Origin of the sequence: Lacihabitans sp. LS3-19 (genome assembly GCF_024343575.1) — a bacterium.
In the GTDB taxonomy this organism is placed as follows: Bacteria; Bacteroidota; Bacteroidia; order Cytophagales; family Spirosomataceae; genus Leadbetterella.
In genome coordinates, this window is record NZ_RJUA01000076.1 from 1 (window position 1) to 1,963 (window position 1,963).

1 protein-coding gene is annotated in these 1,963 nt (G+C 40.3%); it reads right to left on the minus strand.

Translation table 11 applies throughout. The features are described 5' to 3' along the window. On the minus strand, positions 1 to 1,963 hold a 1,963-nt coding region (locus EGI22_RS15420), incomplete at both ends, for a hypothetical protein (protein WP_255069330.1).

Genomic DNA, 1,963 nt, shown 5'->3' on the forward strand with positions numbered 1-1,963 from the left:
GTGGCGGTCACTGTTGAGTTTCCTGTCCAGCCAGCTACAAAAGTGACACTGCCTGTTGATGCATTTATAGTATTTCCTCCACTTAAACTAATGGCATCTAAAGTATAAACTATGCCTGTAGTATTTGTGGCGGTTGCTGAATAAACATTTGCTCCTGCTCCTTGACATCTTATAGAACTTGCACCCAAACCAAAAACCGGAGTAAGTACAGCCAAATTAGTAGTAACAGTATGTGTTGCAGTTTTGGGGCCATTACATCCAGTAGCGGTTACTGTAATGATAGATACTCCAGACCAATTTACATCAAATGTAACTTCTCCAGTGTTTGAGTTAATGGTATTTCCATTACTTAAACTGGTATTGTCTAAGATATAACTTATACCAGTATTATTAGTGGCAGTTGCCGAATAAGTAACATTTCCTGCCGCAATACATCTGCTTGAAGTACTACCCATTGCAAAAATAGGATTTCCGACTGTTGGGGTTGTAGTAATGGCATGTGTAGAGGTCAAAGGGCCCGAGCATCCCGCTGCTGAAGCTGTCACAGTAGAGTTTCCTGACCAACCTGCTACAAAAGTAACTACTCCTGTACTTGAGTTTATGGTATTTCCTGCACCCAAACTTGTCGCATCCAATGAATATGATATGCTTGTTGAATTTAATGCAGTCGCAGAATAATTTACACCTCCTGCTCCTTGGCATCTTGTTGAATTTGCTCCTAATGTAAAAATTGGAGCCTGAACTGGCTGATTTGTCGTAGCATTATGAACAGTACTTTTTGGACCATTGCAACCTTGAGCTGTAACAGTTATTTGCGTTGTTCCAGACCAACCTGCAGCATAAGTTACTTCCCCAGTAGTAGCGTTAATGGTATTTCCAGCAAGTATACTCGCAACATCCATTGAATAGCTTATTCCAGTGTTATTACTTGCGGTAGCTGTATAAAATACGCTTCCAGCAGCTTGACATCTAATAGAGGTTAAGCCTAAAGAAAACACAGGAGTACCAACACTTGGTATTATTGTTATCGTATGTGTAGAGGCTAATGGCCCATTACAGCCATTTGCAGTTGCTGTTACAATTGAAGTACCTGTCCAGCCTGATGTAAATGTTACTTCTCCAGTACTTGAATTGATTGTATTTCCACCCGATAAACTTGCTGCATTTAATGAATAAATTATGCTAGTGGCATTAGTAGAAGTAGCATTATATCCTACGGTTGCTGCACCTTGACATCTAGTTGAACTAGTGCCTAGGTCAAATATCGGCGTTGTAATGGATCCCGTTGTAATTGCGGAATGTGATGCACTTGCAGTGCTACTACAGCCAGTAGCAGTTGCTGTTATTATGGCTGTTCCTACCCAGCCAGAAGCATAATTTACTCTTCCATTTGATGCATTAATTGTATTTCCCGCTGATAAACTTGTTGCGTCTAAAGAGTAAGTTAAGCTTGTACTATTTGAAGCCGTTGCAGAATAAATAACATTTCCATTACCTTGACATCTCGTAGTGGTTGCACCTAAAGCAAATACAGGAATACCTACCGAAGCAGTTGTAGTAACGGAATGATTGGCTGTTTTCGGGCCATTACAACCTGCTGCAGAAGCAGTAATAGTAGATACACCACTCCAATTAGCATCAAATGTAACTTCTCCTGTAAATGGATTTATCGTATTACCTCTTGATAGACTTGTAGCGTCTAGCGAATATGTAATCCCCGTTGTATTGGTAGCATTTGCAGTATAAATTACAGCATTTGCAGCTTGGCATCTTGTTGAACTGGAACCCAAAACGAAAGCTGGAGTTCCTACTGTTGGAGTTACTGTTACAGTATGGGTTACAGTTTTAGGCCCATTACAACCTGAAGCTGATGCAGTTATGGTAGTATTACCAGACCATGTAGCAGAAAATGTGACTGCACCTGTACTTGAATTTATGGTATTTCCACCCAATGAACTTAATA